The organism is Pseudomonas sp. RIT411 (genome assembly GCF_003057735.2).
Taxonomy (GTDB): Bacteria; Pseudomonadota; Gammaproteobacteria; order Pseudomonadales; family Pseudomonadaceae; genus Chryseomonas; species Chryseomonas oryzihabitans.
The window spans coordinates 89687-113914 of the sequence record NZ_QBIZ02000012.1; the positions used below are offsets into that span (position 1 = coordinate 89687).

General features: G+C 67.0%; 22 protein-coding genes and 1 tRNA gene. 11 read left to right on the forward strand and 12 right to left on the reverse strand.

Annotation, left to right across the window (positions count from 1 at the left end):
• Nucleotides 1-24: 24 nt before the first annotated feature.
• From gcvP to DBY63_RS16820, 4 genes are all read right to left on the reverse strand, one after another.
• The gene (gcvP, locus tag DBY63_RS16805) at nucleotides 25-2880 is read right to left on the reverse strand and encodes an aminomethyl-transferring glycine dehydrogenase (RefSeq protein WP_108581662.1); all 2856 of its coding nucleotides are present in this window, start codon (nucleotides 2878-2880) and stop codon (nucleotides 25-27) included.
• A 7-nt stretch (nucleotides 2881-2887) separates the two neighbouring features.
• Nucleotides 2888-3256, reverse strand: a complete 369-nt coding sequence (gcvH, locus tag DBY63_RS16810; protein ID WP_007159937.1) for a glycine cleavage system protein GcvH — start codon at nucleotides 3254-3256, stop codon at nucleotides 2888-2890.
• A gap of 297 nt (nucleotides 3257-3553) precedes the next feature.
• Complete coding sequence (vapC, locus tag DBY63_RS16815) at nucleotides 3554-3967, reverse strand: tRNA(fMet)-specific endonuclease VapC (RefSeq protein ID WP_027597361.1); 414 nt, start codon at nucleotides 3965-3967, stop codon at nucleotides 3554-3556.
• Nucleotides 3967-4197 (reverse strand): AbrB/MazE/SpoVT family DNA-binding domain-containing protein, encoded by a 231-nt coding sequence (locus DBY63_RS16820; protein ID WP_027597360.1) that lies wholly within the window; start codon nucleotides 4195-4197, stop codon nucleotides 3967-3969. Before DBY63_RS16820 ends, vapC begins: the two co-directional genes overlap by 1 nt.
• Before the next feature lie 294 nt (nucleotides 4198-4491).
• Here DBY63_RS16820 and poxB point away from each other — a divergent pair, with 294 nt between their 5' ends.
• Entirely contained in the window at nucleotides 4492-6216 is a 1725-nt protein-coding gene (poxB, locus tag DBY63_RS16825) for a ubiquinone-dependent pyruvate dehydrogenase (RefSeq protein WP_042134704.1), read from the forward strand.
• A gap of 18 nt (nucleotides 6217-6234) precedes the next feature.
• Here poxB and DBY63_RS16830 read toward each other — a convergent pair whose 3' ends face one another.
• The 4 genes from DBY63_RS16830 to DBY63_RS16845 all read right to left on the reverse strand — a co-directional run bounded on the left by DBY63_RS16830 (nucleotide 6235) and on the right by DBY63_RS16845 (nucleotide 11149).
• Nucleotides 6235-6951: a transporter substrate-binding domain-containing protein gene (locus DBY63_RS16830; RefSeq protein WP_108581663.1), complete on the reverse strand. Its 717-nt coding sequence runs from the start codon at nucleotides 6949-6951 to the stop codon at nucleotides 6235-6237.
• Nucleotides 6948-8807 (reverse strand): diguanylate cyclase, encoded by a 1860-nt coding sequence (locus DBY63_RS16835; RefSeq protein WP_158541729.1) that lies wholly within the window; start codon nucleotides 8805-8807, stop codon nucleotides 6948-6950. The genes DBY63_RS16830 and DBY63_RS16835 overlap by 4 nt, the downstream gene beginning before the upstream one ends.
• A 5-nt stretch (nucleotides 8808-8812) precedes the next feature.
• Nucleotides 8813-9553 (reverse strand): transporter substrate-binding domain-containing protein, encoded by a 741-nt coding sequence (locus tag DBY63_RS16840; protein WP_158541730.1) that lies wholly within the window; start codon nucleotides 9551-9553, stop codon nucleotides 8813-8815.
• Between the two features lie 75 nt (nucleotides 9554-9628).
• On the reverse strand, nucleotides 9629-11149 hold the full coding sequence (locus DBY63_RS16845) for a sigma-54-dependent transcriptional regulator (RefSeq protein WP_108581666.1): 1521 nt from the start codon (nucleotides 11147-11149) through the stop codon (nucleotides 9629-9631).
• 88 nt (nucleotides 11150-11237) lie between these two features.
• Here DBY63_RS16845 and DBY63_RS16850 point away from each other — a divergent pair, with 88 nt between their 5' ends.
• The 3 genes from DBY63_RS16850 (at nucleotide 11238) to DBY63_RS16860 (ending at nucleotide 13328) form a co-directional block, all read left to right on the forward strand.
• Entirely contained in the window at nucleotides 11238-11672 is a 435-nt protein-coding gene (locus DBY63_RS16850; protein ID WP_027597356.1) for a MarR family transcriptional regulator, read from the forward strand.
• Between the two features lie 145 nt (nucleotides 11673-11817).
• Nucleotides 11818-12234: an organic hydroperoxide resistance protein gene (locus tag DBY63_RS16855; RefSeq protein ID WP_027597355.1), complete on the forward strand. Its 417-nt coding sequence runs from the start codon at nucleotides 11818-11820 to the stop codon at nucleotides 12232-12234.
• 68 nt (nucleotides 12235-12302) lie between these two features.
• The gene (locus tag DBY63_RS16860) at nucleotides 12303-13328 is read left to right on the forward strand and encodes an alpha/beta hydrolase (protein WP_108581667.1); all 1026 of its coding nucleotides are present in this window, start codon (nucleotides 12303-12305) and stop codon (nucleotides 13326-13328) included.
• A gap of 56 nt (nucleotides 13329-13384) precedes the next feature.
• Here the strand turns inward: DBY63_RS16860 and DBY63_RS16865 are convergent, their stop codons facing one another.
• Nucleotides 13385-14293, reverse strand: a complete 909-nt coding sequence (locus DBY63_RS16865) for a LysR family transcriptional regulator (protein WP_077171141.1) — start codon at nucleotides 14291-14293, stop codon at nucleotides 13385-13387.
• A 105-nt stretch (nucleotides 14294-14398) separates the two neighbouring features.
• Between DBY63_RS16865 and DBY63_RS16870 the strand changes: the two genes are divergently transcribed.
• From DBY63_RS16870 to nfsB, 3 genes are read left to right on the forward strand one after another with little or no spacing between them, the layout of a single operon-like run.
• A complete protein-coding gene (locus DBY63_RS16870; RefSeq protein ID WP_042134713.1) occupies nucleotides 14399-15406 on the forward strand; it encodes a zinc-binding alcohol dehydrogenase family protein in 1008 nt (335 codons plus the stop codon).
• Nucleotides 15406-16554 (forward strand): L-dopachrome tautomerase-related protein, encoded by a 1149-nt coding sequence (locus tag DBY63_RS16875; RefSeq protein WP_108581668.1) that lies wholly within the window; start codon nucleotides 15406-15408, stop codon nucleotides 16552-16554. Before DBY63_RS16870 ends, DBY63_RS16875 begins: the two co-directional genes overlap by 1 nt.
• Nucleotides 16555-16572: 18 nt before the next feature.
• Entirely contained in the window at nucleotides 16573-17220 is a 648-nt protein-coding gene (nfsB, locus tag DBY63_RS16880; protein ID WP_074584227.1) for an oxygen-insensitive NAD(P)H nitroreductase, read from the forward strand.
• Between the two features lie 427 nt (nucleotides 17221-17647).
• On the opposite strand, the gene DBY63_RS16885 is transcribed toward nfsB, so the two are convergent.
• Together DBY63_RS16885 and DBY63_RS16890 are read right to left on the reverse strand one after the other, a co-directional pair.
• Nucleotides 17648-18649 (reverse strand): LLM class flavin-dependent oxidoreductase, encoded by a 1002-nt coding sequence (locus DBY63_RS16885; RefSeq protein WP_007159949.1) that lies wholly within the window; start codon nucleotides 18647-18649, stop codon nucleotides 17648-17650.
• The gene (locus DBY63_RS16890; protein ID WP_044342493.1) at nucleotides 18633-19043 is read right to left on the reverse strand and encodes a helix-turn-helix domain-containing protein; all 411 of its coding nucleotides are present in this window, start codon (nucleotides 19041-19043) and stop codon (nucleotides 18633-18635) included. Before DBY63_RS16890 ends, DBY63_RS16885 begins: the two co-directional genes overlap by 17 nt.
• Nucleotides 19044-19238: 195 nt before the next feature.
• On the opposite strand from DBY63_RS16890, the gene betI reads away from it, so the two are divergent.
• From betI to betA, 3 genes are all read left to right on the forward strand, one after another.
• Nucleotides 19239-19826 carry a transcriptional regulator BetI gene (betI, locus tag DBY63_RS16895; protein ID WP_007159951.1) on the forward strand — a complete coding sequence of 196 codons (588 nt, stop codon included), beginning with the start codon at nucleotides 19239-19241 and terminating at the stop codon, nucleotides 19824-19826.
• A 256-nt stretch (nucleotides 19827-20082) separates the two neighbouring features.
• Nucleotides 20083-21555, forward strand: a complete 1473-nt coding sequence (betB, locus tag DBY63_RS16900; RefSeq protein WP_108581669.1) for a betaine-aldehyde dehydrogenase — start codon at nucleotides 20083-20085, stop codon at nucleotides 21553-21555.
• Nucleotides 21556-21644: 89 nt separating this feature from the next.
• Nucleotides 21645-23387 carry a choline dehydrogenase gene (betA, locus tag DBY63_RS16905; RefSeq protein ID WP_027600605.1) on the forward strand — a complete coding sequence of 581 codons (1743 nt, stop codon included), beginning with the start codon at nucleotides 21645-21647 and terminating at the stop codon, nucleotides 23385-23387.
• A gap of 142 nt (nucleotides 23388-23529) precedes the next feature.
• Here the strand turns inward: betA and DBY63_RS16910 are convergent, their stop codons facing one another.
• Nucleotides 23530-23877 (reverse strand): hypothetical protein, encoded by a 348-nt coding sequence (locus tag DBY63_RS16910; protein WP_027597345.1) that lies wholly within the window; start codon nucleotides 23875-23877, stop codon nucleotides 23530-23532.
• A gap of 117 nt (nucleotides 23878-23994) precedes the next feature.
• Here DBY63_RS16910 and DBY63_RS16915 point away from each other — a divergent pair.
• Nucleotides 23995-24070: transfer RNA gene (locus tag DBY63_RS16915), tRNA-Thr, on the forward strand.
• The last annotated feature ends 158 nt before the right edge of the window (nucleotides 24071-24228 follow it).

Consider the following 24228-nt stretch of genomic DNA (forward strand, 5'->3'; position numbering starts at 1 on the left):
TGGGAGAGGGGCCGGGGGTGAGGGTCAGGCCTCGCCGTAGGCTTCGATCGGCGGGCAGGAGCAGACCAGGTTGCGATCGCCGTAGACGTTGTCGATGCGCGCCACCGGCGGCCAGTACTTGCCGTCCACCAGACTCGGCAGCGGGAAGACCGCCTGCTCGCGGCTGTAGGGGTGGGTCCACTCGCCCGCCAATTCGCGCGCGGTGTGGGGCGCGTTCTTCAGCGGGTTGTCCTGGGGATCCAGGGTGCCGGCTTCCAGGGCGCGGATCTCTTCGCGGATGGCGATCATGGCGTCGCAGAATCTGTCCAGTTCCTGCTTGGACTCGCTCTCGGTGGGCTCGATCATCAGGGTGCCGGCCACCGGGAAGGACATGGTCGGCGCATGGAAGCCGAAGTCGATCAGGCGCTTGGCCACGTCGTCCACGGTCACGCCGCTGCTGTCCTTGAGCGGGCGCAGGTCGAGGATGCACTCGTGGGCCACCAGGCCGCCGGTGCCGCTGTAGAGCACCGGGTAGTGCTCTTCCAGCCGGCGGGCGATGTAGTTGGCGCTGAGGATGGCGATCTGCGAGGCGCGGGTCAGACCGGCGCTGCCCATCATCTTCAGGTACATCCAGGAGATCGGCAGGATGCTGGCGCTGCCATAGGGCGCCGCGCAGACCGCGCCCTCCTTGCGTTCCAGCCGGGCATGGCCGGGCAGGAAGGGCGCCAGGTGCGCCTTGACGCCGATGGGGCCGACGCCCGGACCGCCGCCGCCATGGGGGATGCAGAAGGTCTTGTGCAGGTTGAGGTGGGAGACGTCACCGCCGAACTGACCCGGGGCGCAGAGACCGACCATGGCGTTCATGTTGGCGCCGTCGATATAGACCTGGCCGCCGTGGTCATGGACCACCTGGCAGATCTCGCGGATGGCCTCTTCGAACACCCCGTGGGTGGACGGGTAGGTGATCATCAGCGCGGCCAGGCGCTCGCTGTGCTGCTCGGCCTTGGCGCGCAGGTCGTCGAGGTCGACGTTGCCGCGCTTGTCGCAGGCCACCACCACCACGCGCATGTCGACCATGCTGGCGGTAGCCGGGTTGGTGCCGTGGGCCGAGGCCGGGATCAGGCAGACGTCGCGCTCGCCCTGGCCGCGGCTCGCGTGATAGGCACGGATGGCCAGGAGGCCGGCGTACTCGCCCTGGGAGCCGGCATTGGGCTGCAGGGAGACGGCGTCATAGCCGGTGGCGGCGCAGAGCATGGCTTCCAGCTCGGTGGTGAGCTGAGCATAGCCCTCGGCCTGGTCGGCCGGGGCGAAGGGGTGGATACCGCCGAATTCCGCCCAGGTGACCGGGATCATCTCGCTGGCGGCGTTGAGCTTCATGGTGCAGGAGCCCAGCGGGATCATGGTGCGATCCAGCGCCAGGTCCTTGTCCGCCAGCTTGCGCAGGTAACGCATCAGCTCGGTCTCGGACCTGTGGCTGGCGAACACCGGATGGGTCAGGAAGGCCGATTGGCGCTGCAGCGCCGCGGGCACTTCCACGCCCTGGGCATCGCCCAGCTCGGCGACCTGGGGCGCGGGCTTGCCATCGGCCAGGATCTCCAGCAGTGCCTGGACATCGGCCAGGGTGCTGGTCTCGTCCAGGGACACGCCCAGGGCCTCGGCGCTGACTTCGCGCAGGTTGTAGCCACGGGCACGGGCGGCCTCGTGCAGGGCGGCGGTGCGCGCCCCGAACACCAGGGTAAGGGTGTCGAAGGCGGTGTGCTGGGTCTCGTGGCCCAGGCGCTGCAGGCCGGCGGCCAGCAGGCTGGTCAGACGCTGCACCCGGGTGGCGATGCGGGTCAGGCCTTCGGGACCGTGGTAGACCGCGTACATGCTGGCGATGTTGGCCAGGAGCACCTGGGCGGTGCAGATGTTGCTGGTGGCCTTCTCGCGGCGGATGTGCTGCTCGCGGGTCTGCAGCGCCAGGCGATAGGCCGGGTTGCCGTGGCGGTCGATGGACACGCCGACGACGCGCCCGGGCATGTCGCGCTTGTACTTGTCCTGGGTTGCGAAGTAGGCCGCGTGCGGGCCGCCGAAACCGAGCGGTACGCCAAAACGCTGCGCGGTGCCGATGGCCACGTCCGCGCCCAGTTCGCCGGGCGGGGTGAGCAGGGTCAAGGCCAGCAGGTCGGCGGCCATGGCCACCAGGGCACCGGCGGCCTGGAAGGCCTGGATGCTTTCCCGGTAGTCACGGATCTCGCCGGTGGTCATGGGGTACTGGAACAGCGCGCCGAAGAAGCGGCCGTGGTCCTCGATCTCGGTTTCCACGCCCACGACCACCTCGATGCCCAGGGGCTCGGCACGGGTGCGCAGGACGTCCAGGGTCTGCGGATGGCAGTGCACGGAGGCAAAGAAGGCGCTGGCCTTGTTTTTCGCCAGGCGCTTGCAGAAGGTCATGGCCTCGGCGGCGGCGGTGCCCTCGTCCAGCAGCGAGGCGTTGGCCACCGGCATGCCGGTGAGGTCGCCGATCAGCGTCTGGAAGTTGAGTAGGGCTTCCAGACGACCCTGGGAGATCTCTGGCTGGTAGGGGGTATAGGCGGTGTACCAGGCCGGATTTTCCAGCAGGTTGCGCAGGATCGGCGCCGGGGTATGGGTGTTGTAGTAGCCCTGGCCGATCAGGCTCTTGAGCAGGCGATTCTTGCCGGCGATGGCGCGCAGCTCGGCCAGGGCGTCGGCTTCGGACAGCCCGGCGGGCAGGTCCAGCACGCTGGTGCCCTTGATGCTCTCGGGAATCACCTGGGCGGTCATCGCGTCTAGGGATTCATAGCCGAGCAGATTCAGCATGGCGATCTCGTCGAGCTCGCGCGGACCGATGTGGCGCGGGACGAATTCGTCGGCGGTGCTGAGGGTGTCGTGCAGCGACATGGCGGTCTTACCCCTTGATCAGTTGCTGATAGGCGGCTTCGTCGAGCAGCGCGGCGAAGGCTTCGGCATTGGCGGGCTGGAAACGAAAGAACCAGCCGGCGTTCAGCGGATCGCTGTTGATGGTCTCGGGCGCATCGTTCAGCGCCTCGTTGACCGCCAGGACCTCGCCGTCCAGCGGCATGGTGATGTTGCTGGCGGCCTTGACCGACTCCAGCACCGCCACCTCATCGCCCTGGGCGTAGCTGCGCAGCTCCGGCAATTGCACGAAGACCAGGTCGCCCAGGGAGTCCTGAGCATAGTCGGTGATGCCGACGGTAATGCTGCCATCGGCTTCCTGACGCAGCCATTCGTGTTCTTCGGTATAGCGCAGACCCATTGCCAGACTCCTGCGGACCTTTGTCCTGATGGATAGATGGGTCTGGGATTGCAAGGGTGATGCCAGGAACAAAGGCCAGTGTTTTCAGGGGTTTAGCTAAAGAACCCCTATTGCGCCGTAGCGAAATCGTTACGATTGACGCCCCAACCCGCCACACTCGTATCGATTTACAAACGGCGTATCGAAATCGTTACGATATTAGCCAGGCTCCTGGGTCCGACAGCTGGGCTGTACGCCAGGGCCCTGCTGTTCCTTATCACTGTGCCGCAGTCAGAGGCGGATAGAGCGCCTTGCGCGCTAATTTCCTCCCGCGGTGACCCAGTCTTCAACGCGCAGGCCTGGCACCCGGTCGAACTCGCGACGGTTGTTGGTGACCACGATCAGGCCCAGGGAGCGCGCATGCCCCGCGATCATCTGATCGTAAGGACCGATCTGCTGACCCGCTCGGGCTAGTTCGGCGCGCAACTGCCCGGTATGGGCTGCGGCTTCGGGACCGTACGTCAACACCTCCAGCCGCGCGGCGAAGCCCTCGATCACCGCCAGGTTGCGCTCCGGGCTGGAAGACTTTTCCGCACCGTAGATCAGCTCCATCAGGGTGATCGTACTGATGCACAACTGCCCCTGGTGCCGGGTGAAGGCCTCGCGAACCGACGTCGGTCGGTTCTTGATGGTGAAGATGCAGGTGTTGGTGTCGAGCATGAACTTGAGCATCAGAAGCCCTCGCGCTCCTGCTCGGCGGGCTGGTCCCGTTCCGCCATGAAATCCGCCGTGACACCCTCCCCCTCGAACCAGGAATCCCAGGATTCCCCGGCCGGGGTAATGATCCTCGTGCGACCGACCGCGACCACATCGACGCGCTTCACGTCTGCGGGCAGGGCAACCGCCTTTGGCAGTCTCACCGCCTGACTGCGATTGCTTTGGAATACGGCGCCTTGATCCATGATCGACCTCCGGGATATATCGGATGTATATCCCATATTAGGGGCAAGGCTGGATCTGTCAATCGGCACCCTCTCGGCATCAGGCATCACAGCTGGTATAGCGCTCTTCGCGCGGATGACACCTGGTGAAGCCTTGGGAAAGACGCCGGAGGCGGAAATGTCATCGGCGCGGAGCAAGATTCGGACAAGCGCACCCGCCGCGAACTTCCGCCCCGCTTCGTCGGACCAACAAGGCACAACAAGACCTCTGCCAAGCGGCTTTGCCCTCTTCCATCCTTGTCTGGAGTCTTTGTCATGGCTGTGAAAACCGTTGCCGATCTGCTCGTCGCCACCCTCGAAGCGGCTGGTGTCGACACCATCTGGGGCCTGCCGGGCGATTCGCTCAACGGCCTCACCGAAAGCCTGCGCAAGCGTGAGCGCATCCGCTGGCGTGGCGTGCGGCACGAAGAAGCTGCGGCCTTCGCCGCCAGTGCCGCGGCCGACACCAGCGGGCGTCTGGCGGTCTGCGCCGGCTCCTGTGGCCCGGGCAACCTGCACCTGATCAATGGCCTGTTCGACGCCCAGCGCAGCGGTGCGCCGGTGCTGGCCATCGCCGCCCAGATTCCCTCCAGCGAGATCGGCCTGGGCTATTTCCAGGAGACCCATCCGGAACGCCTGTTCCGCGACTGCAGCGACTTCTGCGAGGTGGTCTCCCATCCCGAGCAACTGCCGCGCATCCTCGAGACCGCCATGCGTTCGGCCATCCTCAATCGTTCGGTGTCGGTGGTGGTGATTCCCGGCGACGTGGCCCTGGCCGAGGCGCCGATCAAGGAAGCTCAGTGGAGCGAGCCGGTGCGTCCGGTGGTGGTGCCGCCGGAGGCCGAGCTGGATGCCCTGGCCGAATTGCTGGCCGGGGAAAAGCGCATCACCCTGCTCTGCGGCGCCGGTTGCGCCGGTGCCCATGCCCAGGTGGTGGCCCTGGCCGAGCGCCTGCAGGCCCCGGTGGTCCATGCGCTGCGCGGCAAGGCCCACATCGAGTATTCCAATCCCTATGGCGTGGGCATGACCGGCCTGATCGGCTTTTCGTCCGGCTATCACGCACTCAAGGAGTGCGACCTACTGCTGATGCTGGGCAGCAACTTCCCCTATCGCAACTTCTTCCCGGATCACGGCCGCGTGGTGCAGATCGACGTGCGCGGCGCCCACCTGGGCGTACGCACCCCGCTACTCAAGGGCCTGGTGGGCGATGTCCGCGCCACCCTCGACGCCCTGCTGCCGCGACTCCAGCCCAACAGCCACAGCCGCTTCCTGGAAAAGGCCCAGCAGCACTACCGCAAGACCCGCGCCGAGCTGGACGAACTGGCCACCGCCACCGCCGATGGCGAGCCGCTGCATCCGCAGTACCTCACCACCCGCGTCAGCGAACTGGCCGCAGCGGATGCCCTCTTCACCTGCGACGTCGGCACGCCCACGGTGTGGGCGGCGCGCTACCTGGCGATGAATTTCGAGCGCAAGCTGGCCGGCTCCTTTACCCATGGCTCCATGGCCAATGCCCTGCCCCAGGCCATGGGTCTGCAGGCGGCCTATCCCGACCGCCAGGTGGTGGCGCTGGCCGGCGACGGCGGACTGTCCATGCTGCTCGGCGAACTGGCGACCCTGGCCAGCGAGAAGCTGCCGGTCAAGGTCATCGTCTACGACAACGCCACCCTGGGCTTCGTCGCCATGGAGATGAAGGCCGCCGGCATGATCGACGAGACCACGGATCTCGCCGCCGTCGACTTCGCCCAGGTGGCCGAGGCCTGCGGCGTGCGCGGCTGGAAGGTGGAATCGGCCAGCCTGCTCGACGCCACCCTGGAAGAGGCGTTCGCCCACCCCGGCCCGGCGCTGGTGGACGTGCGCATCGCCAAGCAGGAGCTGTCGCTGCCGCCGAAGATCGAAGCGGCCCAGGCCAAGGGCTTCAGCCTCTACATGCTGCGCGCGGTGATGAGCGGGCGCGGCAGCGAGGTGCTGGACCTGGCCAAGACCAACGTGCTGCGTTGATGGTCGGGGGTCGCTCGGCTATTCCAGCAGCCGAGCGACCTCGCCACTGGCCTTGAGCTGCGCGAACGCCGTGCGCAGCCGGGCTACCAGCGGCGCCGGCGTGGTCGGGCTGAACGCCATGTACAGCGGGGTATCGAGATCCTCCAGGGCGGCGAGGCGGCGCAATCCCGGACAGGCGCTAGCCGCGTCCTGGCAGAAGCGAATGGCATCCTGCTCCGGCAGCAGCACGGCATCCACCTGACCATTGAGCAAGCGGCTGAAGTTGTCCTTTTGCTGGCCTGACACCACCAGCTGCTGGAAGCCGAGCGACTGCAAATACTGGTGGCGCACATCGTCGCGCATCACGCCCAGCCGATAGGCGCGGGCGTCGTCGAGACGCTCGATACGCACGTCGTCGCGATTCGCCAGCCGATAGAAGTAGTACCGCAGGCGCATGACCTCCCCGACCCACTGGAATTGGGTCTCGCGAGCCGGCGTGCGGGCGATCAGATAGATCAGCACCCCTGGCTCGTGCAGGGCCAGATCATAGGCGCGAGCCCAGGGATAGAGTTCCAGGCGGTAGTCGGTGATACCCGCCAGGGCCAGGGTACGCTCCACCACCGAGGTCGCCGGCCCACCCACCCGACCGTCCACGCTCCAGCTCAAGGACGTCTCTTCCGTCACGGCGCGCACCGTGGCGGCCTCCACGCCCGGCCCCAGCAAGGCCAGCAGGGCCAACAACAGATGACGCTTCATGGCAGCGGCTCCTCAGGCAGATGACAGCTGCGATGGCGCCCCAGGCTTTTCGCGCGGTAGAGCGCCCGGTCGGCCTGGCGCAGCAGGCTGGCGAAATCGTGCATATCGGTACTCAGGGTGGCATAGCCGATGCTCAGGGTGACGTGGCCAGCAGCCTCCGAGCCGGCATGGGTGATTTCCAGCGCGGCGACGGCCCGGCGCAAGCGCTCGGCCATCGCCCCCGCGCCCGCCAGATCGGTCGCGGGCAGCAGAACCGCGAACTCTTCGCCGCCGATCCGCGCCACCAGGTCGCCTGGGCGCGTGACGACCTGCTGCATGGCGGTCGCCACCTGCTGCAGACAGACATCGCCCTGGGCATGCCCATAGGTATCGTTGTAGCGCTTGAAAAAGTCGACATCGCAGAGCAGCAGCGCGAGGGGCTCCCCGGAGCGTCGCGCGCGGCGAAACTCCGCCTCCTCGGCCTCGTCGAAACAGCGCCTATTGGGCAGCCCGGTGAGCGGATCGCTGCGCGACAGTTGCTCCAGCCGCGCGTTGGCGCTGCGCAACGCCTCCTGGGACGTCAGCAGGTCGCGCAATTGCAACTGGTGATGGGAGGCATGCAAGAGCAGTTGGGTGGTCATGTTGATGAGGGCGCGTTCATCGGTGCGCCACTCGCCGCCCAGATTGCAGCCGAAGAGCAGCAAACCGTCTTCGTCCTCGGCGATCCGCAGATGGACCAGCGCCAGGGCTTCGTTGCCTAGTGCCAACAGCGGCTCCGCCGCGTCACCGAAGGCGGCCACGAGCGCCTCGCGCGTCGCGAAGGTACGGGGGACCTCGGGTTCCAGCAGGGCTTCCAGCACCTGGGCGCAGGGCGGCGGCAGTGTCAGACCGGCGGCCAACGGCTCGGCGTCGCGGAACCAGCCCTGGTAAAGGCGATAGGGCGCATCCCGGGTGTCACGCTTGAACCAGAAGGCCTGACGCGCGCGCAAGCGTTGTGCGACCTCCTGTAGACAGAGTTGGCAATGCCGGTCGAAGTCCGCGTAAGGCGCATGGATCAGTTGGTTGGACAGCCTCAAGATGGTTTGCTGCGCCGTCGCCAAGGCCTCGAGCTCTGCCGTGCGCTCGCGAACTCGCTCCGCCAGGAGATCGCGATGCGCGGCGAGCTCTTCTTCGTGGCGATGCTGTTGGGCCAGGTAGCCCGCCAGGTTGCCCTGCAGGGTATTGATGCCACTCACCAGCAGATCCAGCTCGTCCTGGCGGGTGGGCCGCCGCAGTCGAAGGGGCTCGGCGAGGGTGGCGGCCGTCAGCCGGGACAGGTGGCGGGCGATCCGACGGACATGCAAGGTCACCAGCCGATTGAAGGCCAGGCTGACCAGGCCGGCGAGCAGCAGGGCGAGTGCCAGTTGGGTCAGCAGGGTACTCGCCACGCTGTCGCGCAATTCGCGCCAGAGCAGGGCTTCATTGCCTTGGATGAGGAGTTCGCCGAGCACCTCGTGACCGCCCGGATAGGGACTGTAGACCAGCGTGGAGCTTCGACTCGGCGCCAGGCTCGAGGGCGCCCAGTCGGCCTGCTGACGGGATTGGACGTCGGACTCCTGGCCGTGGCCGGTCAGCCGCAGCTCGATACGGCCGACCGAGGCGATGCGCGACGCCCCGTCCAGTTGCGCCTGCACCGCGGGCTTGTCCAGTTCCCAGATGGCCTTGGTCAGGGTCGACTGGTACACCTGCTCCAGCAATTGCAGCTCGGTATCCATTCCCAGGCGATTCTGTTCCCAGATATTCCAGGTGCGCAGCCCTGCCGTGGCCGCGGAAAACAGCAGACAGAACGCCACCGTCAGCAAGGCCAGGCGGTTACCGAGCGAGCGGCGTTTCAGCACGCCCCTCATAGCCAGCGCCGCTGGAGTTCGGCCAGCGTACCGTCCTGTTGCAACGTCACGAAGGCCGCCCGCAGCCGTGCCATCACCTCGGGAGCGGTGCCCAGGCTGGCCGCCAGATACAGCGGATAGGGGGCGGCGCAGTAGGCCTGCCGCAGATCGCCCTGAGGATCGTAGCCAGCCTGGCGAGCGAGGTGATCGGCCACGGCGCGGTTGGCGATCCACAGGTCGACCCGACCGGCTTTGAGTTTCTCCAGGTTGAGGCTGTAATGCGTGCCGGATTGCAGCTCCCGTCCGACGGTGAAGCCCTGCTCCAGCAGGATGCGCTCTCCCGCATCGCCGTTGACCGTAGCGATTTGCAGGCCGCGGGCCGCCTGCAGGCTGGCCAAGGGACGCACGCGGTCCCGCCAGCTGAACAGGCAGAGGGTGGTCTCGGTCAGGGGCACCACCCACTCGAACAGCGCCTCGCGCTCGGGCAGACGCGCCATGGAAAAGACGAGGACATCGGGCCGGCCCTGGGCCTGGGCGAAGGCCCGCGCCCACGGCATGACCTGCGGCTCGGCCGCAAGCTCGGCCCGGGCCAACAGCAGCCGCACCAACTCGACGGAAAAGCCGGTCACCTGGCCATCCGGCTGGACCACGCTGAACGGCGGATAGTCCTCGGTCACCAGTTGCAGTGCGCCGGCACGGACGCCCGTGCACACCAGCACCAGACCGAGAACCAGCCAATGCAAGAAGCTGCTCGTCACGAAGCCCTCCCCCCGTCCGAGCGTGATGTCGTCTGACGTTATCGGGCTGCCGTGACGAAACTTGAAGCGGCGGGGCTAGTCTCGCCGGGGGATACCATAACGGCGCAGGCGCATGGCAATGGCCGAGTGGGACGTCTGCAACCGCGCGGCCAGCTGGCGGCTGGACGGGTACTGCGGATAGAGTCGTTCCAGCAGCGCCGCCTCGTAGCCCTGGACGGCGGCCTCCAGGGTGCTGACCTCGGTCTCGACCTGCCCCGCCACCGCCGTGCCGGCCAGGTCGAGGTCGTCGACGTCGATCTGGCCACTCTCGCTGATGGCGGCGGCGCGAAAGAGGATGTTCTGCAATTGCCGCACGTTGCCCGGCCAGGCGTTGCCCAGCAGCACGCCATAGGTGGCCGGCGCCAGGCGGCACGGCGGTCGGCCGATCTGGGCGCAGGCCTGCTGCAGGAAGTGCCGTGCCAGCAGCAGGATGTCCTGGCCCCGCTCGCGCAGTGCCGGCACCTGCAGGCTGAGCACATTGAGGCGATAGAAGAGGTCTTCGCGAAAGGTGCCGGCGGCGACCATGGCCTGCAGATCGCGATGGGTGGCGGCGAGGATGCGCACGTTGACCTGGGTTTCCTGGGCTCCGCCAACGCGGCGGAAGGTGCCATCGGAGAGAAATCTCAGCAGCTTGGCCTGCAGATAGGGCGACATCTCGCCGACTTCGTCGAGAAACACCGTGCCCTGGTCGGCCAGTTCCAGCAGGCCCGGCTTGCCGCCGCGCTGGGCGCCGGTGAAGGCGCCCGGGGCATAGCCGAACAATTCGCTCTCGGCGAGGCTTTCCGGCAGAGCCGCGCAGTTCAGCGCCAGAAAGGGCGCCTCGCGCCGCGCACTGGCCGCATGGCAGGCGCGCGCCACCAGTTCCTTGCCGGTGCCGGTCTCGCCGAGGATCAGCAGGGGCGCCTCCAGGGCGGCCAGGCGCTGGGCGCGGGCCTTGAGGGTGCGGATGGCGGCGCAGTCGCCGAGCAGCGAATCGAAGCCCTCGGGGGTGTCGTGGCGCAGCGCCGAGAGGCGGCCACCGATACGGCTGGGGGCATAGAGGGTCAGCAGGCCACCGGCCAGGCCGCCCACCGGTTCGCCGATGGGGGTGGCGTCCAGCAGCAGCGCCTGGCCGCGCAGTACCACCTCGCGCAGGGGCAGGCGAAAGCCCTGGTCCAGCAGTTCGGCGGACAATTCGCTGTCATTGAAGAGCTCGGCCAGGGTGTTGCCGGCGCCTTCCCCGGCCAGGGCGGCAAAGGCCGGATTGGCCAGCAGGATGCGGCCCTCGCCGTCCACCGCCAGCACCGGATCGGCCATGGCGGCGAGCAGGGCGTCGAGCTGCAGGGAGCGGCGCTGGCCGGGCAGGATGTCCACCACCCGCACCGCCTCCACCCCCACCACGGTCAGCAGGGCGGCGCGCAATTCCTCCAGCACCGTCGCGCTCAGGGTCGGCGCATCGATGTAGACGTTGGGCGGCACCATCTCCACGGCGTCCAGGTTGAGATTGCGGGCACCGAGCAGCGCCAGGACTTCCTGGGTGATGCCGACACGATCGATGAACGACACATGGATACGCATGGAAACCCTGGGGTCTGAGAGCGAAAGGACTAATGCTACCCAAATGCTCGGGGTAGAATCATTTCTCATTTACCCAGGCGGGAACGCGATGAACAACAAAGACCCCCTCCTTCTCGATCAGCAGCTGTGCTTCGCGCTGTACTCCACCTCGCTGGCCATGACCAAGGTGTACAAGCCGCTGCTCGAAGAGGTGGGCCTGACCTATCCGCAGTACCTGATGATGCTGGTGCTGTGGGAAAACGATCGGCTGCCGCTCAAGGAGCTGGCGCGCCGGCTGCACCAGGACTCCGGCGCCCTGACCCCGGTGCTCAAGCGCCTGGAAGCCGAGGGCTACGTGACCCGGCAGCGCAATGCCGAGGACGAGCGCAACCTGTCCATCGAACTCACCGAGTCTGGCCGCGCCCTGCGCGAGCGGGCCCGGGAGATCAACGGCACCATCAGCAGCTATTGCGCGCTGGGCGATGCCCAGATGAATGCCCTGCGCGAAAACCTGATGACCCTGAGAGCCAAGCTGGAGCGTTAGCCTCCTTCGCTGCCGCTGGTCGGCTGCTCCTGAAAATATATTTGCGCGATAACGAATATCGCGATAACTTAAATCCGTACCCGGACGATTCCTTCGGTTAACGTCCGAACGATCAGTTATCGCGATACCTAAACAGGAGCACGCCATGAACATCCTCTATACCGCTTCCGCAACCAGCACCGGTGGCCGTGACGGCCGTTCCATCAGCAGCGACAAGGTCCTGGACGTGCAGCTGTCCACGCCCAAGGAGCTGGGCGGCGCCGGCGGTGCCGGCACCAATCCCGAGCAACTCTTCGCCGCCGGCTATTCGGCCTGCTTCATCGGCGCGCTCAAGTTCGTCGGCGCCAAGGAAAAGATCGCCGTGCCGGCGGACGTCAGCGTGACCGCCCAGGTCGGCATCGGCCCGATCCCCACCGGCTTCGCCCTGGACGTCGAGCTGGTCATCAGCCTGCCGGGCCTGGAGCGTGCCGTGGCCGAAGACCTGGTCGAGAAGGCCCACCAGGTCTGCCCCTACTCCAACGCGACCCGCGGCAACGTGGACGTGCGCCTGACCCTGGCCTAAAGGTCGCGGTATTACCCTGGCGCCTCCGCCGAGGCGCCCGGTCCTTCCCGTTCGAGGAGTCATCTGTCATGCGTACCGTCTCTCGCCTGCTTGGCCTTTCCGCGCTCAGCCTGGCTCTGGGCAGCGCCTTCGCCGCGCCCCAGCCCGATCCGCATCTGGAGCGCACCACCCAGGGCTTCGTCGATGCCCTGAACGGCAGCGGTGGCAAACCCCTGGAAACCCTGAGCCCCAAGGACGCCCGCGCGGTGCTGGCCGGCGCCCAGTCCGGCGCCAAGGTCGATCTCTCGGGGGTCAAGACCCGTGAAAAGACCATCCAGGTCGACGGCAAGCCGCTGCAGCTGACCATCGTCCGCCCGGCCAACGCCAAGGGGCAGACACCGGCCTTCATGTTCTTCCACGGCGGCGGCTGGGTGCTGGGCGACTTCCCCACCCACCAGCGCCTGGTGCGTGACCTGGTGGTGGCCTCCGGCGCCACGGCGGTGTTCGTCAACTACACCCCGAGTCCGGAAGCCCACTTCCCGGTGGCCATCAACCAGGCCTATGCCGCGACCCAGTGGGTGGCCGAGCACGGCAAGGACATCGATGTCGACGGCAGTCGCCTGGCGGTGGCCGGCAACAGCGTCGGCGGCAACATGGCCGCGGTGGTTAGCCTGATGGCCAAGGACAAGGGCACGCCCAAGCTGCGCTACCAGGTGCTGTTCTGGCCGGTGACCGATGCGAGCTTCGACAACGGCTCCTACCAGACCTATGCCGAGGGCCGCTTCCTGACCCGCAACATGATGAAGTGGTTCTGGGACAACTACACCACCAGCGACACCGAGCGCGCCAACATCTACGCCTCGCCGTTGCGGGCCAGCGAGGCCCAGCTCAAGGGTCTACCGCCGGCGCTGGTGCAGACCGCCGAGAACGACGTGCTGCGAGACGAGGGCGAGGCCTATGCCCGCAAGCTCAACGCCGCCGGCGTCGATGTCGTCCAGGTGCGCTACAACGGCATGATCCACGACTACGGCCTACTCAACGCCCTGGCCAAGGTACCCGAGGTCCAGGCTGCGCTGACTCAGGCCGGCCAGTTGCTCAAGCAGCACCTGCAATAAGGCAGGCGCGGTACCCGCGGGGGTGGCTCCGTTCGCGGCGCCATCCCCTTTGCGTTTCAGGGCTGCTCGCCCAGGGCCGCGAAGCGTTCCGCCAGCCAGCCGTGCAGCTGCCGCACCGCCGGCGAGAATTGCCGCCGGTGCGGGCAGAACAGCTGCAGCGGCAACGGCTCGCCGGGCTGCTCGGGCAGCAGCCGCACCAGCCGACCGCGCTGCAGGTCGTCGCGCATGTCCAGCCAGGACTTGTAGACGATACCCTCCCCAGCCACCGCCCAGCGCCGCACCACCTCGGCATCGTCGCTCTGCAGGGGTCCGCTGACGGCCACCTGGCGCAGACTGCCGTCGGCCTGTGGAAAGCTCCACTTGTCATAGGTGCGCCCATGCAGCTGGTAGAGCAGGCAGGCGTGCCTGGACAGGTCGTCCAGGCTGCGCGGCGCGCCCTGGCGGGCCAGATAGGCCGGCGCCGCCGCCAGCAGCCGGCGATTGTCCGGGGCCAGCGGCAGGGCCACCAGGCTGTCGTCCTGGCTGCGACCGTAGCGGATGGCGATGTCCACCGGATCGCGATAGACGTCGGCCTGCTGGTCCGAGACGTAGAGCCTGAGGGTCAGGCCGGGATGGCGCTGACGAAACTCGGCCAGCCAGGGCAGCAGGAGATTGCGCCCCAGATCCGAAGGCGCCGCCACCTGCAGCACCCCACGCAATTCCGGACTCTCCCCCTGCAACCGCTCGCGCCCTTCGCGCAAGGTCTCCAGCACCTCACGGGCATAGGGCAGATAGGCCTCGCCCTCGGCGGTCAGGCGCAGGCTGCGGGTCGAGCGGGCGAACAGGCGGATGCCCAGTTCGCGCTCCAGCCGGCCGATGGCGGCGCTCACCTGCCCCGGCAGGAGGTCTGCCTCGCGGGCGGCGCGGGAAAAGCTGCCGAGGGCGGCGGAGCGGACGAAGAGGCCGAGGTCGTCGAAGCGGATCATTTTCACTCCTGCAGTGAAGGTGCTATCCGATTCTGCCGCTTTTTCCGGTCGAGCATGAAGACGACCATGGGCTCACGTCTTCTTATCGTACAAAGGAACCCGCCCATGAAAGCCATCGTTCACGGTGACACCACCCTGCCCGCCAGCGATCCCCGTGCCCTGCAGGACGCGGTGCTGCCCGACCCCACGCCCGAGGCCCATGACCTCCTGGTGGAAGTCCGCGCCGTGTCGGTCAATCCGGTCGATACCAAGGTGCGCCAGGGCCTGGTGCAGCGCGAGTCCAAGGTACTGGGCTGGGACGTCTCCGGCGTGGTCCGCGCCGTGGGTAGCGCCGTCAGCCGCTTCGCCGTGGGTGACGAGGTCTACTACGCCGGCGAGCTGTTCCGCCCCGGTTGCAACAGCGAACTGCACCTGGTGGACGAGCATCTGGCCGGGCACAAGCCCAAGAGCCTGGATCACGCCCAGGCCGCGGCCTTGCCGCTGACCGCCATCACCGCCTGGGAACTGCTGTTCGACCGTCTTGGCGCGACCGAAGGTGGCGGCGCCGGCCAGCAGCTGCTGGTGATGGGCGCGGCAGGCGGCGTCGGCTCCGTGCTGGTGCAGCTGGCCCGCCAGCTCACCGAGCTGACGGTGATAGGTACCGCCTCGCGCCAGGAAACCCAGGACTGGGTGCGCCAGCTGGGTGCCCACCACGTCATCGACCATCACCAGCCGCTGCGACCCCAGCTCGAAGCCCTGGGTCTGGATGGCGTGACCCTGGTGGCCAGCCTCACCCACACCGATGAGCACTTCACCCAGCTGGTGGATGTCCTGCGGCCCCAGGGTCGCCTGGGCGTGATCGACGATCCGGCGCAACTCGACGTGGTGCCGATGAAGGCCAAGTCGCTGTCGCTGCACTGGGAACTGATGTTTACCCGCTCGCTGTTCCAGACCCCGGACAAGGTGCGCCAGCACGAGATCCTCGAACGCGTCGCCGGACTGATCGACCAGGGCACCCTCAAGACCACCCTCGGCGAGCACCTGGGCCGGATCGATGCCGCCAACCTGCGCCGCGCCCATGCCCAGCTGGAAAGCCATCAGGCGCGCGGCAAGCTCGTGCTGGAGGGGTTCTGATGCCTCGCTTGAGTGCCCTGACCCTCGCCGTCGCCCTGGCCGTGGGTAGCCTGACGGCCCAGGCCGCGCCGCTGCCCCAGGAGCGCACCCTCGGCCAGCTGGAGCCGGTGTTCGCCTTCCAGGACGCCATGCCCACCGGCGTCACCGTCAGCGAGACCGGGCGGATCTTCGTCAACTACCCGCGCTGGGGCGACGCGGTGCCCTTCACCGTCGCCGAACTCAAGGACGGCAAGGCCGTGCCCTACCCGGACGCCGCGCTCAACGTCGAGACCCCCGGCCAGCCGGGCAAGGGCTTCATCAGCGTGCAGAGCGTGGTGGCCGATGGTCGCGGGCACCTCTGGGTGCTGGACACCGCCGCACCGGGCTTCGCGGCGCCCAAGGCCGGCGGCGCCAAGCTGGTGGCCATCGACCTCAAGACCAACAAGGTCGCCAGGACCCTGGTCTTCCCGGCCGCGGTGCTCGAACCCAACAGCTACGTCAACGACGTGCGCTTCGACTTTCGCGTCGGTCGCGCCGGAGTGGCCTATGTCACCGACTCGGCGCCTCCCGGTGGCCTGATCATCCTCGATCTCGCCACCGGCCAGGCCCAGCGTCGCCTGACCGGCGCGCCCCAGGTCAACGTCGACCCCAGCTTCGCCCCGGTGGTGGAAGGCGAACCGCTGCTGATGCAGCGCCCCGATGGCAGCAAGGTCCGACCGGCCATCGCCAGCGACGGCATCGCCCTGTCGCCGGACGGCGGCACCCTCTACTTCAGCCCGCTGTCCAGCCGCCACCTCTATGCCGTGCCCACCGCCCTGCTGCGCGATCCCGAGGCGAGCGAGGCCCAGGTGCGCGCCGGGGTGCAGGATCTCGGCGAGAAGGGTGCCTCCGACGGCCTCGAAGCCGATGCCCAGGGTCGCGTCTATGCCGGCGACTACGAGCACAACGCCGTGCGCCAGCGCCAGGCCGACGGCAGCTGGAAGACCCTGGTCCACGATCCCCGTGTGCTCTGGCCCGACACCTTCAGCATCGGTCCGGACGGCTACCTCTATTTCACCGCCAACCAGCTCCATCGCCAGGCCCAGTTCCACGGTGGCCAGGACCTGCGCCAGAAGCCCTACAGCCTGTTCCGCGTCAAGATCGACGCCCAGCCGGCCCCTACCCACTGATCCGATCAGGAGTTATCCATGCAGCTGTCCCAGATCGCCCGCACCCGTTACACCACCAAGGCCTTCGACGGCTCCCGCAGCATCCCGGCCGAACAGGTCGAGGAATTGCTGGAGCTGCTGCGCCAGGCGCCCTCCTCGGTCAACTCCCAGCCCTGGCACTTCGTGGTCGCCGCCAGCGCCGAGGCCAAGGCGCGCATCGCCCAGGGCATGCAGAGTCCCTACAACGAACCCAAGGTGCTGCCGGCGTCCCACGTCATCGTGCTGTGCACCCGCCTGGAAATGACCGAAGGCCACCTGGCCCAGGTGCTGGAGCAGGAAGCCCAGGACGGCCGCTTCGCCAAGCCCGAGGCGCGCGCCACCCAGGACGGTACCCGCCGTCACTTCGTCGATCTGCATCGGTATGAGCGCAAGGACGTGCAGCACTGGATGGAGAAGCAGACCTACCTGGCCCTGGGCACCCTGCTGCTGGGCGCCGCCGCCCTCGGCATCGACGCCACCCCCATGGAAGGCTTCGACGCCAACAGCCTGGACCAGGAACTGGGCCTGCGCGAGCAGGGCTACACCGCCTTGGTGGTGGTCGGCCTGGGCTATCGCGGCGAAAGCGACTTCAACGCCGCCCTGCCCAAGTCCCGCCTGACCCGCGAGCAGGTCTTCACCTTCCTGTAATGCAGACCTGCGTAGCGTGGATAACGGCGCAGCCTTATCCACAGTACGAACCGGTAGCCGCCAGTGGAAAACGCTGGCGCGGTTTTCCACGCTACGCAGGCGTAGGTTGGGTTGAGCGCAGCGAAGCCCAACAGCAGCACCCATAAAAAAGCCGACCGTCGCTAGACGGTCGGCTTTTATTCGCGGCCATGGCTGCTCCTACGGACATGGACCTGAGCGCCGGCTCGGGAAGTCTCCTGTGGAAAAGGCTACGCCGTTTTCCACGCTACGGTTCTGATCACAGCCATGCCGATACGCCGTAGCGACCGCTCCTACAGGGGCGATACTTTTCATGCTTTCGTAGGAGCGGCCGCATCGGCGGACCGCCATGGCCGCGATAAATCCGGGTCATGCCGAGCCCAACGAGGCCCAACGCTACCTATCCCCATCAACCGCCCTTCAGATCCGCCAGGATCGAGAAGGCGCGCAGGCGATCCGCCTGCTCGTAGACGTCGCAGGTGAAGATCAGCTCGTCGGCATCGGTCTTTTCCAGCAACAGCTCCAGGCGCTCGCGGACCTTGTCCGGGCCACCGATCACCGCCATGCCGAGGAAACTCGACACCGACTCCTTCTCGTGGGGCAACCAGACCCCTTCCATGCTGCGCACCGGCGGTTGCAGGCGCAGGCTGTCGCCGCGGAACAGGGCGAGGATGCGCTGGTAGACGGTGGTGGCCAGGTAATTGGCTTCGTCGTCGCTGTCGGCCGCCACCAGCGGTACCCCGAGCATCACATAGGGGCGATCGAGCACCTTGGATGGCTTGAAGTTCTCGCGATAGAGGCGGATGGCCTCGTGCACGTAGCGCGGCGCGAAGTGCGAGGCGAAGGCATAGGGCAGGCCCTTGGCCGCTGCCAGCTGGGCGCTGAACAGGCTCGAACCCAGCAGCCAGATCGGCACCTCGGTGCCCGCACCCGGCATGGCGATCACGCCCTGCCCCGGCTGCTGCGGCCCGAAGTAATGCTGCAGCTCTTCCACATCCCGCGGGAAGTCGTCGGAGCTGCCCAGGCGATCACGGCGCAGGGCATAGGCGGTGCGCTGATCCGAGCCCGGTGCGCGACCCAGACCGAGTTCGATGCGACCCGGATACAGCGAAGCCAGGGTGCCGAACTGCTCGGCCACCACCAGCGGCGCATGGTTGGGCAGCATGATACCGCCCGAACCCAGGCGCAGGGTGCTGGTGCCAGCGGCCAGATAGCCCAGCAGCACGGCGGTCGCCGAACTGGCGATGCCGTCCATGTTGTGGTGCTCGGCGACCCAGTAGCGGGAAAAGCCGAGTTGCTCGACGTGGCGCGCCAGATCCAGGGCGTTGTGCAACGCCTGGGCGGCATCGCCATCGTCACGGATGGGAGCGAGGTCGAGGACCGACAGGGCGGTCTTAGCGAGACGGGTCATCAGAGAACTCCTCGGCGACCTGATCGTAGGCCGCCCTGTGGCGCTGAATGAGAGGCTGCTTCGCGGAGGCCCAGGCGGCCAGGGCGCCCACCGGCACCATCAGGCTCTGGCCCAGTTCGGTGAGGGCGTATTCCACCTGGGGCGGCTTGGTCGGTGTCACCGTGCGGGACACCAGGCCATCGCGCTCCAGCTGGCGCAGGGTCACGCTAAGCATGCGCTGGGAAATGCCGTCGACCCGCCGGCGCAATTCGTTGAAGCGCAGCGGACCAGGTTCCAGGGTGAAGAGCGTGAGCAGGGACCAGGCATCGCCGATCCGGTCCAGCACGTCCCTGATCGGACAGGCGTGGGCATGCAGGCGGCGACGGCTGGAGATACGACTGACCACGGCGTCCATGGCGATCCTCGAAGCAGAACTGGCTTCCAGCCTACGCCTTTCGGGCGGTTATTAAAAGTAACCACCCGTCAGGACTGGTATTGCCGTCTGGGCCAGGGCACAATCCAGGAGGTCGTGACCGTTTTTATTGATTGAACGTTCAATAAAAAATAGTTACCCTCCGAGGCTCCTTCCGCTCTGTCCAGGAGATGCCTCGTGCCCAAGGTCGGGATGCAGCCCATCCGCCGTTCGCAGCTCATTGCCGCGACCCTCGAAGCCGTCGACGAAGTCGGCATGGGCGATGCCAGTATCGCCTTCATCGCCCGCAAAGCCGGCGTCTCCAACGGCATCATCAGCCACTACTTCCAGGACAAGAACGGCCTGCTCGAAGCCACCATGCGGCATCTGATGAATGCCCTGCGCCAGGCCGTGCGCGAACGCCGCGCCGCCCTGCCCGGCGATGATCCCGCCGCCAACCTGCGCGCCATCATCCAGGGCAACTTCGACGACACCCAGGTCAGCGGCCCGGCCATGAAGACCTGGCTGGCCTTCTGGGCCACCAGCATGCACCAGCCCAATCTGCGCCGGCTGCAACGCATCAACGACCTGCGGCTCTACTCCAACCTCTGCTGGCAATTCCGTCGCCTCCTGCCCCATGAGCAGGCCCGCGCCTCGGCCAAGGGCCTGGCCGCCATCATCGATGGCCTCTGGCTGCGCGGCGCCCTCTCCGGCGACACCTTCAACACCCAGCAGGCCCTGCAGATCGCCTACGACTACCTGGACCTGCAACTGGCCAAGGCCTGACCCCTCTCTCGCCGCCCCGCCCCGTCCACTCGGCGCGGGGCTCTCCTCCCGCGTTTCCCGCTCCCTCCCCGCTTCGACAGAACCGCTCTGGGCCGCCCATCGCCCCGTTTCGGCACGCCTGTGAATTTTTCATTGATTGAACGTTCAATAAAAATTAAGTAGACTGGATTCATCGCTGGCGCAGAGAGACCTTTCTTTCGCGCCCCCTGTGTTCCTTGCGGGTGCCACGGCGCCCGCCCAGATTGGGAGAACGTCCATGGCCCGTTTCGCCGAACAGCAGCTGTACATCGGTGGCCGTTATGTCGCCGCCACCGGTGGTGCCACCTTCGAAACCCTGAATCCTGCCACCGGCGAGGTGCTTGCCACGGTGCAGAGCGCCAGCCGCGCCGACGTGGACAAGGCGGTGGCCGCCGCCGCCGCCGGCCAGAAGGTCTGGGCCGCGATGACCGCCATGCAGCGCTCGCGCATCCTGCGCAAGGCCGTGGACATCCTCCGCGAGCGCAACGATGAGCTGGCGCTGCTGGAAACCCTGGACACCGGCAAGGCCCTGTCCGAGACCCAGGCCGTCGACATCGTCACCGGCGCCGACGTGCTCGAGTACTACGCGGGCCTCGTGCCTGCCCTGGAAGGCGAGCAGATCCCGCTGCGCGAGACCTCCTTCGTCTACACCCGCCGCGAGCCGCTGGGCGTGGTCGCCGGCATCGGCGCCTGGAACTACCCGATCCAGATCGCCCTGTGGAAATCCGCCCCGGCCCTGGCCGCCGGCAACGCCATGATCTTCAAGCCCAGCGAAGTCACCCCGCTGACCGCGCTGAAGCTGGCCGAGATCTACACCGAGGCCGGTCTGCCCGCTGGCGTCTTCAACGTGGTCAATGGCGTCGGCCCGGAGGTCGGCGTGGCCCTGACCGAGCATCCCGGCATCGAGAAGATCTCCTTTACCGGCGGCGTCGCCACCGGCAAGAAGGTCATGGCCAGCGCCGCCGGCTCGACCCTCAAGGAAGTCACCATGGAGCTGGGCGGCAAGTCGCCGCTGATCGTCTGTGACGACGCCGACCTGGAGCGCGCCGCCGATATCGCCGTCATGGCCAACTTCTTCAGTTCCGGCCAGGTCTGCACCAACGGCACCCGCGTCTTCGTGCCCCAGGCGCTGAAGGCCGACTTCGAGGCCAAGGTGGTGGAGCGGGTCAAGCGCATCAAGCTGGGCGATCCCCTGGCCGCCGAGACCAACTTCGGGCCGCTGGTCAGCATCCCGCACATGGAAAAGGTGCTGGGCTACATCGCCCAGGGCCAGGCCGAGGGTGCCCGCCTGCTCATTGGTGGCGAGCGCGTCACCCAGGGCGAACTGGCCAAGGGCAACTTCGTCGCCCCCACCGTCTTCACCGATTGCCGTGACGACATGGCCATCGCCCGCGAAGAGATCTTCGGCCCGGTCATGAGCATCCTGGCCTATGCCGACGAAGACGAGGTGGTGCGTCGCGCCAACGACACCGAGTACGGCCTGGCGGCCGGCGTGGTCACCCGTGACCTGGCCCGTGCCCACCGCCTGATCCATCGCCTGGAAGCCGGCATCTGCTGGATCAACACCTGGGGCGAATCCCCCGCCGAGATGCCGGTGGGTGGCTACAAGCATTCCGGCGTCGGTCGCGAAAACGGCCTCACCACCCTCGGCCACTACACCCGCATCAAGTCGGTGCAGGTCGAGCTGGGCGACTACGCCTCGATCTTCTAAGCCGCTTCAGTAGCGCTTTTCTCCCCTCTCCGCTGGAGAGGGCCCGGGGCTGGGGCCAGACCCCACCCGCCGTCAGGAGGAGAATCTTCATGGCACACGAATTCGATTACATCGTCATAGGCGCTGGTTCGGCCGGCAACGTCCTGGCCACCCGGCTGACCGAAGACAAGGACGTCACCGTCCTGCTGCTGGAAGCCGGCGGGCCCGACTACCGCCTGGACTTCCGCACCCAGATGCCGGCCGCTCTGGCCTATCCGCTGCAGGGCAAGCAGTACAACTGGGCCTACCAGACCGAGCCCGAGCCGCACATGGACAACCGCCGGATGGAATGCGGTCGCGGCAAGGGCCTGGGCGGCTCCTCGCTGATCAACGGCATGTGCTACATCCGCGGCAACGCCCTGGACTATGACAACTGGGCGCAACTCGACGGCCTGGAAGACTGGACCTACCTCGACTGCCTGCCCTACTTCCGCAAGGCCGAGAAGCGCGATGCCGGTGCCAACGACTGGCACGGCGGCGACGGCCCGGTCTCGGTGACCACCGCCAAGCCGAATACCAATCCCTTGTTCGAAGCCATGGTCGAAGCCGGTGTCCAGGCGGGCTATCCGCGCACCGAAGACCTCAACGGCTATCAGCAGGAAGGCTTCGGCCCGATGGACCGCTTCGTTACCCCGAATGGCCGTCGCTCCAGCACCGCGCGTGGCTATCTGGATCAGGCCAAGGGTCGCCCGAACCTGACCATCGTCACCCACGCCACCACCGATCGCATCCTCTTCGAGGGCAAGCGCGCCAATGGCGTCGCCTACATGAAGGGCGATTCGCTGGAAGCCATCACCGTGCGCGCCCGTCGTGAAGTCCTGCTCTGCGCCGGCGCCATCGCCTCGCCGCAGATCCTGCAGCGCTCCGGTGTCGGCCCCGCGCCGCTGCTGCGGCGCTTCGACATCCCGCTGGTCCACGACCTGCCCGGCGTCGGCCAGAATCTGCAGGACCACCTGGAGATGTATCTGCAGTACGAGTGCAAGCAGCCGGTCTCCCTGTACCCGGCGCTGAAGTGGTACAACCAGCCGCAGATCGGCCTGGAATGGATGCTCAAGGGCACCGGCCTGGGCGCCAGCAACCATTTCGAGGCGGGCGGTTTCATCCGCTCCAGCGAAGAATTCGACTGGCCCAACATCCAGTACCACTTCCTGCCGATCGCCATCAATTACAACGGCACCAACGCCATCGAGGCCCATGGCTTCCAGGCCCACGTCGGCTCCATGAGATCGCCCAGCCGCGGCCGCATCGAACTGACCTCGCGCGATCCGCGCCAGCACCCGAGCATCCTGTTCAACTACATGAGCACCGAGCAGGACTGGCGCGAATTCCGCGACGGCATCCGCCTGACCCGCGAGATCATGCAGCAGCCGGCGCTGGATCCCTACCGTGGTGAAGAGATCAACCCGGGCCGCGACTGCGTGACCGACGCCCAGCTGGACGCCTTCGTGCGCTCCCACGCCGAGACCGCCTACCACCCCTCCTGCTCCAACAAGATGGGTACCGACGACATGGCGGTGGTCGACGGCGCCGGTCGCGTGCACGGCCTGGAAGGCCTGCGCGTGGTGGACGCCTCCATCATGCCGATCATCGCGACGGGCAACCTCAACGCCCCGACCATCATGATCGCCGAGAAGATCGCCGACAAAATCCGCGGCCGCGCCCCGCTGCCGCGCAGCAATGCCGCCTACTACGTCGCCAACGGCGCGCCGGTACGAGGTACCCCGCTGCGCGACGTCAACGGCCAGCGCGCCGCCGAGCCGGTCCCGCAGCGCCGCAATCAGCCGGCCGCCTGATTCCAGGCAGCGGAACGCAAGAAGGGCGCCCTTCTTGTATCCGGCTCTTCGAATCGCCTGGCAAGGGACTCGGCAAGACAGCCCGCTCTTCCCCCTCTCCCTCTGGGAGAGGGCCGAGGTGAGGGCCGCCCAGCCCCTCACCTCACAGACAATCCTTCACCGCCGTCAGAATGGTCCGCGGCCGCAGCGGATTGTTGGCCATCTGCTCGCGCAGCTGGATGCGCGTACCGCGCGACGCCGAGCCGATGTCGATGATGGCCGCCGTGGCGCCCGGCACCTTGCTGTCCACCAGCACCCGCTGCCCACTGCTGCCCTGCGGCTGGACCAGCACATGCCGACCATCCTTTTCCAGACCGGTCACCAGGCAGGTGCGATAGTCCTCGGCACTCTTGCCGGTGCGCAGCTCCATGGGCGGATTGCGTTCAAGATTCGCCTGGCTGGTGCAACCGGCCAGGGCAGCGGCCAGGAAGGCCAGGGTTTTGGTTCTCATCAGCGGCTCCTCGCAAGCTCTTTGCGTCATTTTAGCCGCAGCTGGCTTACGCCAGCCTTAACCGCCGCACATCCTTGGTTTACAAGGGCTTTCCCATGGCTATAATGGCCTCCCCTTGCCGGTATAGCTCAGCTGGTAGAGCAACTGACTTGTAATCAGTAGGTCCCGGGTTCGACTCCTGGTGCCGGCACCATTTCCCCCTCCTTCAGCTTCCCGCCCCTGCAATTCGACATAATCAAGGTCGAAATCTCGCCAAGCGTACGGAAACACCAGATAAACGTTCCCACTGCAGGAAGCCCTGTTTAGAGCCTTGCCGTATCATTACGCGCATCTGTAACCAGCGGGTGCCTA